At 64.4% G+C, this 6413-nt stretch carries 6 protein-coding genes and 1 pseudogene; 3 read left to right on the top strand and 4 right to left on the bottom strand.

The features are described from left to right. From BVER_RS34690 to BVER_RS26895, 3 genes are all read right to left on the bottom strand, one after another. Positions 1 to 317 (bottom strand): hypothetical protein (locus BVER_RS34690; RefSeq protein ID WP_502255039.1); only part of this gene is annotated, 317 nt, incomplete at its 3' end. Positions 318 to 353: 36 nt separating this feature from the next. Further along, on the bottom strand, positions 354 to 1829 hold the full coding sequence (locus BVER_RS26900) for an ammonium transporter (protein ID WP_050455859.1): 1476 nt from the start codon (positions 1827 to 1829) through the stop codon (positions 354 to 356). Between the two features lie 62 nt (positions 1830 to 1891). After that, positions 1892 to 2230: a P-II family nitrogen regulator gene (locus BVER_RS26895; RefSeq protein WP_050455858.1), complete on the bottom strand. Its 339-nt coding sequence runs from the start codon at positions 2228 to 2230 to the stop codon at positions 1892 to 1894. Positions 2231 to 2668: 438 nt separating this feature from the next. Here BVER_RS26895 and BVER_RS26890 point away from each other — a divergent pair, with 438 nt between their 5' ends. Beyond that, positions 2669 to 2929: an accessory factor UbiK family protein gene (locus BVER_RS26890; protein ID WP_050455857.1), complete on the top strand. Its 261-nt coding sequence runs from the start codon at positions 2669 to 2671 to the stop codon at positions 2927 to 2929. A gap of 94 nt (positions 2930 to 3023) precedes the next feature. After that, positions 3024 to 4560 (top strand): annotated as a pseudogene (locus tag BVER_RS26885) (YifB family Mg chelatase-like AAA ATPase). A gap of 377 nt (positions 4561 to 4937) precedes the next feature. On the opposite strand, the gene BVER_RS26880 reads toward BVER_RS26885, so the two are convergent. Further along, the gene (locus BVER_RS26880; RefSeq protein WP_232316836.1) at positions 4938 to 5558 is read right to left on the bottom strand and encodes a hypothetical protein; all 621 of its coding nucleotides are present in this window, start codon (positions 5556 to 5558) and stop codon (positions 4938 to 4940) included. A gap of 168 nt (positions 5559 to 5726) precedes the next feature. Between BVER_RS26880 and BVER_RS26875 the strand changes: the two genes are divergently transcribed. Next, on the top strand, positions 5727 to 6269 hold the full coding sequence (locus BVER_RS26875; RefSeq protein ID WP_050455856.1) for a peroxiredoxin family protein: 543 nt from the start codon (positions 5727 to 5729) through the stop codon (positions 6267 to 6269). Positions 6270 to 6413: the final 144 nt, after the last annotated feature.

Below are 6413 nucleotides of genomic sequence, written 5' to 3'. Positions count from 1 at the left end.
CGCTGCTTTGCGTTGACCACAAGAGCTTCGCGGCTTCTTGCCCGCTCGCCCTGCTCGGCAGCGCCTTCTATCCGGTTCTTGTTCATCGGCCCGCAGTTTCGCTCCACGCTTCCTCCCCACGGTCGGTTGCCCTTCCGCAGTTGCGCTTCACTTCGCTCGCTGTGGTCAACTTGCCGCGCGACTTGCACCCGCAAGAGTGCGCCCATGCTGGGCGCACAAAAAAACCCCGCCATGGAGGCGGGCCAAATCGCTGCGCTCGTTCTTTCGAGCGGCGGACCGGCGTGCATCCCCGATCCGCTTCGCTGCAACTTTTGCATGCGCCGGACCGCGCGAGGCGTCCGGCGCTTCGATCATTACTCGACGTGCTCGCCGTGCAGCGTGACGTCGAGACCTTCGCGCTCTTCTTCTTCCGTGACGCGCAGGCCCATGACCATGTCGATGATCTTCAGCAACACGAAGCTGACGACGCCCGAGTAGACCAGCGTCACGAGCACGCCCTTCGCCTGAACGAGCACCGAGCCGTCGAAGCCGCCGATGTCCTTCACCGCGAACACGCCCGTCAGCAGCGCGCCGAGAATCCCGCCCACGCCGTGCACGCCGAACGCATCGAGCGAATCGTCGTAGCCGAACTTGTGCTTGAGCCACGTCGCCGACCAGAAGCAGACCACGCCCGCCACGATGCCAATCACGATCGCGCCCGTCACGCCGACGAAGCCCGACGCCGGCGTCACCGCCACCAGACCCGCCACCGCGCCCGAGATGATGCCGAGCACCGACGGCTTGCCCTTGCTGATCCACTCCGCGAACATCCAGCCGAAGGCGGCGAATGCCGTGGCGATCTGCGTCGTGAGCATCGCGAAGCCGGCACGGCCGTCAGCCGCGACCGCCGAACCCGCGTTGAAGCCGAACCAGCCCACCCACAGCATCGATGCGCCGATCAGCGAGAGCACGAGGTTGTGCGGCGCCATCACTTCGCGGCCGTAGCCGGTGCGCTTGCCGAGCACCAGACAGCACATCAGGCCCGCGATACCGGCGTTGATGTGAACCACCGTGCCGCCCGCGAAGTCGAGCACGCCCGCCGACGCGAGCCAGCCGGTCGGTTCCCAGACCATGTGCGCGATCGGCGAGTAGACGATCAGCGACCACAGGCCCATGAACACGAGCATCGCGGAGAACTTCATACGATCGGCGAACGCGCCGGTGATGAGCGCCGGGGTGATGATCGCGAAGGTCAGTTGGAAGGCGAAGTAGACGGACTCGGGAATCGTCACGGCCAGATGGCTGACGGTGAGCGTCGTCGCCTTGTCGCCCTTGATGTAGGCCATGCCGTGCAGGAACACGCGCGAGAAGCCGCCCAGGAACGAGCCGCCCGGCGTGAACGCGAGGCTGTAGCCGACGATCGTCCAGATGATCGTCACCAGACAGCAGATCGCGAAGCTCTGCATGACCGTGGCGAGCACGTTCTTCTTGCGCACCATGCCCGCGTAGAACAGCGCGATGCCCGGAATCGTCATGAACAGCACGAGTGCGACGGAGGTCAACATCCACGCGGTATCACCCGCGCTGATCTTCGACGAATCGACCATGACCGGCTCGGTCGGCGCGGCGGGAGCGGCATCCGATGCGCCCGACGCGGCTTCTGCAGCCGATGCGGCTTCCGCCGAGGAGGCCGACGCCGTATTGGCGGAAGCCGGTGAACTTGCAGCGGTATCGGACGACGCGGGTGCCGAGGCGGCGGCCGGAGCGGACGCGTCCTGGGCGAGAGCGGTGCCGACATTCGCGCCGATCAGCGCGCCCGCCACCATCAGTGACATCAAAAAGTTACGCATTCTTCTGTTTCCTCTTGTCGCTTGTTTCTTCGCTAGCGTTCGTTTGCTTCGCCGATGTTGAGTTAAAGAGCATCGGCGCCGGTCTCGCCGGTGCGGATGCGGATGACCTGCTCGATTGCGGTGACGAAAATCTTGCCGTCGCCAATCTTGCCCGTGCGCGCGGCGCGCTCCACGGCCTCGATCGCCTGATCGACGATATCGTCCGACACGGCTGCTTCGATCTTCACCTTGGGCAGGAAGTCGACGACATACTCCGCGCCCCGGTACAACTCCGTGTGCCCCTTCTGGCGGCCGAAGCCTTTCACCTCGGTCACCGTGATGCCCGAGACGCCGATCGCCGAAAGCGCTTCGCGCGCCTCGTCGAGCCTGAACGGCTTGATGATTGCGGTAATGAGCTTCATGTATCCATCGGTGTGGTGTGCCCTGTTCCCCTCGATGCCTGGTCCGGCCGCCTGTCGCATCGGCCGGATGGTTTGGCCGTACGGAAGCGGGTTGCAGAAAAGGGCCGCGCCACTTATGCAACTCGTATGCCATGCGAGTGTTCATGCGGGTTTGCGCGATTCGCGGAAACTACCCGCCGAGGGGTCGGCCGAATGGCCAAAGCACGCCGCGCATGCTGGCGCGGGTGGGGGTTCGTTGCTAGAGTGGTCGCGAGGTCCCGTAAAAAGGGGCATGGGCGGAAATCGCGACGGCGCGGCGGCGCTAAAATCGCGGCGCCTGAAAGGTGCTTCGCTGCGCGCTAGCCGGTTCTCGGCGCGCACCAAAATCGAGCATTCGATATTTCGGGGCACTGACCTAACAATGACTGCACTTTTTTTGTGCAAGAAGGGAGAAACACAATGAAGCAGCCCAACGACGTGTTCAACGATCTGCAGCAGAAGATGAGCGAGTTCCTCCAGAATTCGCCCGCCAAGGACGTCGAAAAGAACATGAAGGCCATGCTGGCGCAGGGCTTCTCCAAGCTCGATCTGGTCACCCGCGAGGAATTCGACACGCAGACGCAAGTGCTGGTGCGTACCCGCGCGCGTCTGGAAGAACTGGAAAAGCGCGTCGCGCAACTGGAGCAGCGTCTGGCCGGCGGCTCCGCGCCGCAGGACTGAACGTCCTGTCTTGAGCCACCTCGGCGAGCGAGCCGTGAAGGTCTAGTTTTGTTGCGGGCGCCGCCGTCGCGCGGGCGCCGATTCGGGTGAAATCATGTCGCTTGCCGTGGTGCGCAGCCGCGCGCCCGCCCCTGGGCGCGCGCCGGAAGTCGTCGTCGAAGTTCATTTGTCCAACGGGTTGCCGTCGTTTTCCATCGTCGGATTGCCCGATCTCGAAGTCCGCGAAAGCCGCGAGCGCGTGCGCGCCGCCTTGCAGAATTGCGGCTTCGACTTTCCCGTCAGCCGGATCACCGTCAATCTCGCGCCTGCCGATCTGCCGAAGGAGACGGGGCGCTTCGACTTGCCGGTCGCGCTCGGCATCCTCGCCGCAAGCGGACAGATTCCGCCCGAATCGCTGGAACATCGCGAGTTCGCGGGCGAACTGTCGCTGACCGGCGCGCTGCGGCCGATGCGCGGCGCCTTCGCGATGGTCTGCGGCGCGGCGCGTCAGTACGCCGGCGCCGAACGCGCGCCCGAGGTCTACGTGCCGCTGTCGAGCGCGGCGGAAGCGTCGCTGGTGCCCGGCATCGACGTGTACGGCGCGGCCGATCTGCCGTCGCTGTGCGCGAATCTGAACCGCAAGCCCGACGCGCGCCTCAGACCGGTGCAGGCCGTCGAGCCTTTACAGGCGGCGGGCGTGCCGTCGCCCGATCTCGCGGATGTCATCGGCCATCCTGCGGCGCGGCGGGCGCTCGAAGTCGCGGCGGCTGGCGGTCATCATCTGCTGATGGTCGGGCCGCCCGGCGCGGGCAAGTCGATGCTCGCCGCGCGCCTGCCCGGCCTTCTCCCGCCGATGACCGACGACGAAGCGCTCACCTCGGCCGCGATCCTGTCGGCCAGCTCGCTCGGCTTCACGCCAGCGCAATGGCGGCAGCGGCCGTTCCGCGCGCCGCATCATTCGTCGAGTTCGGTGGCGCTGGTCGGCGGGCGCAATCCGCCGCAACCGGGCGAAATCACGCTGGCGCATCTCGGCGTGCTTTTCCTGGACGAACTGCCCGAATTCGATCGCAAGGTGCTGGAGACGCTGCGCGAACCGCTCGAAGCGGGCCGCATCACCATTTCGCGCGCGGCGCAGCAGGCGGATTTCCCCGCGGCGTGCCAATTGGTCGCCGCGATGAACCCGTGCCCCTGCGGCTGGCGCGGCGATCCGAGCGGCCGATGCCGCTGCTCGCCGGACGTCGCGACGCGTTATCTGCGCAAGCTGTCCGGGCCGCTGATGGATCGCATCGATATTCAGATCGAACTGCCCGCGCTGTCGCCTGCCGAATTGTCGGCGCGTGGCGCGCAACGCGGCGAGGCCAGCGCGCCCGTGGCGATGCGCGTCGCGGCGGCGCGCGACTCGCAGCTTCGTCGGCAGGGCAAGACCAATCGCGAACTCGACGGCCGCGAAGCCGACGACGTCCGCCGCCTGTCGCCGGACAGCGAAGCCTTGCTGCGCGCGGCGGGCGAGCGCTTTGGCTGGTCGGCGCGCTGGCATTACCGCGTGCTGAAAAGTCGCGCGGACCATCGCGGATCTGGCAGGCGCGGATACGCCGAGTGCCGCGCATGTAGCCGAGGCGGTGCAATATCGGCGCGTTTTGTCCATCGCTTGAATAGGCGAAATAAAGCAGGCCCGCGCAATGCTGTGCGAAAAATTGTCTGTCAAGACTTGACTTATGCACACGGAGCCGATCCGGGGCGCTTTTTCGTCCTACCTGAGCCCTACTTTTTGTCGTATTCGCAGACCATTGATTTTATTGAACTATTTAACTTGCCGCGAACGGAGGCAAAGTAAGGTAAACCGCGCGGATTGGGCTTTTGAGCGCTGGCGCACAATCTTTTCCACACAGTTATCCACAGACACTGTGGATAGAGAAAAAAGCGTAGATAAATCTGAAGTTTACGTCTGAAACCTGCGATGAAACCTTCAGATTCGCACGCTGCCTAAGACGTCTCTTAGCGCACTCGTGCGGAAATTAGAGTGCCGCCTCTAGAACAGTTTGAAGGACGAAAAGAACTGATCTGCCTGATCCGACGGCGGCGACTTTTCGGCCACGATCGCGACCTGATAGACGTGCATGCCCTTGGCGACGAAACGCGCGGGAATGGTCCGCGCGCCCTGCTTGTCGTCGCTCTTGCCCTCCACCACCATTTCGCTTCCGATCACGCGCCCGCCTGCCGCGAGATCGATCTGCGTCGCGCGCGCGGCCGCTTGTGCGTTGACGTTGCGCGCCAGTCCCTGCTGCAGATAGTCGAGCGTCGCGCGTTGCAGCGCCGGGTCGGCGCTCGGCAATTCGACCGTGCCGACCGCGAACACGACATCGTCGGTTTCGGCGGTTTGCATGCGCATCGTCATCGGCTGGCCGGCGATCTGGATCTTGCGTTCCGCCGCGTGCGGCTTGGCGGGCAAGGTGACTTCGTAACCGTCGTCGTTGTTCATCACCGTACGCCAGTCGTAGGCCGGCGTGCAGGCGACCAGCGCGCCGCATGCGACAGATGCGCACAGGCCCGCGCGCAAAACGGTGGCGAATCGCGAATCGGCCGGACGAGACAGCGTGATGGGAATGGGAAGTCGCGTGGAGAGACGGCTGAGAGAGAAAACTCGCTTCATGAGATACCGCTGCGTTAAAAAGTGTCATTATCGCGCCGCGATGCCGAGGCTAACGGCGCGTCACGACTTCATCTCGAAATCGGCGCTAGAATACGCAGCAACTGTTCCAGCGCAATCGTGCCCCTCCATCCTTAGGGCGCGCGTTCCGGCGATTTCGAGGTATCCGTCATGTCCCAAGCCACGCAAGATTCCACTCCGCGCGCCAAGCGAGGCCCGCTGCGCTACGTCGCGATGGCGCTCGTCGCGGGCGTGATCGCCGGCACCGGCTACTTCGCCTTCGGCGGCCAGCAGAAGGTGCCGGACGCGACCTTTACGCTTCTTTCGGGCCAGAAGATTTCGACGGCCGCCGACTTGAAAGGCAAGGTCTACCTGATCAACTTCTGGGCGACCAGCTGCGAGACCTGCATGAAGGAAATGCCGCAGATGATCGACACGTACAACAAGTTCAAGGGCCGCGGCCTGGAATTCGTCGCCGTCGCGATGAACTACGATGCGCCGATGTACGTGAACAATTACGCGCAGTCGCGCAATCTGCCGTTCAAGGTCGCGATGGACGACGGCAGCGCCGCCAAGGAATTCGGCAACGTGCAACTGACGCCGACGACCTTCGTCGTGGATAAGAACGGCAAGATTCTGAAGCGCTATGTCGGCGAGCCGACCTTCGCCGAACTGGATCAGCTGCTCGACAAGGCGCTGGATTCGAAGGCGTAAGTTACGCGCAGTATCAAATCGGCATAGGGGCGGCCAGCAAGCTGGCCGGTCCCCTGCCACACCACCCTGCCACACCACCCTGCCACACCACCCTGCCACACCACCCGGCGTGCGGGTCCGCACCGGGCGGTTCGGGAAGTTGAG

This window comes from Candidatus Burkholderia verschuerenii (assembly GCF_001189365.1).
Classification (GTDB): Bacteria; Pseudomonadota; Gammaproteobacteria; order Burkholderiales; family Burkholderiaceae; genus Caballeronia; species Caballeronia verschuerenii.
Note: the sequence above shows the minus strand (reverse complement) of the source record. Positions and strands in the feature narration are given on the sequence as shown.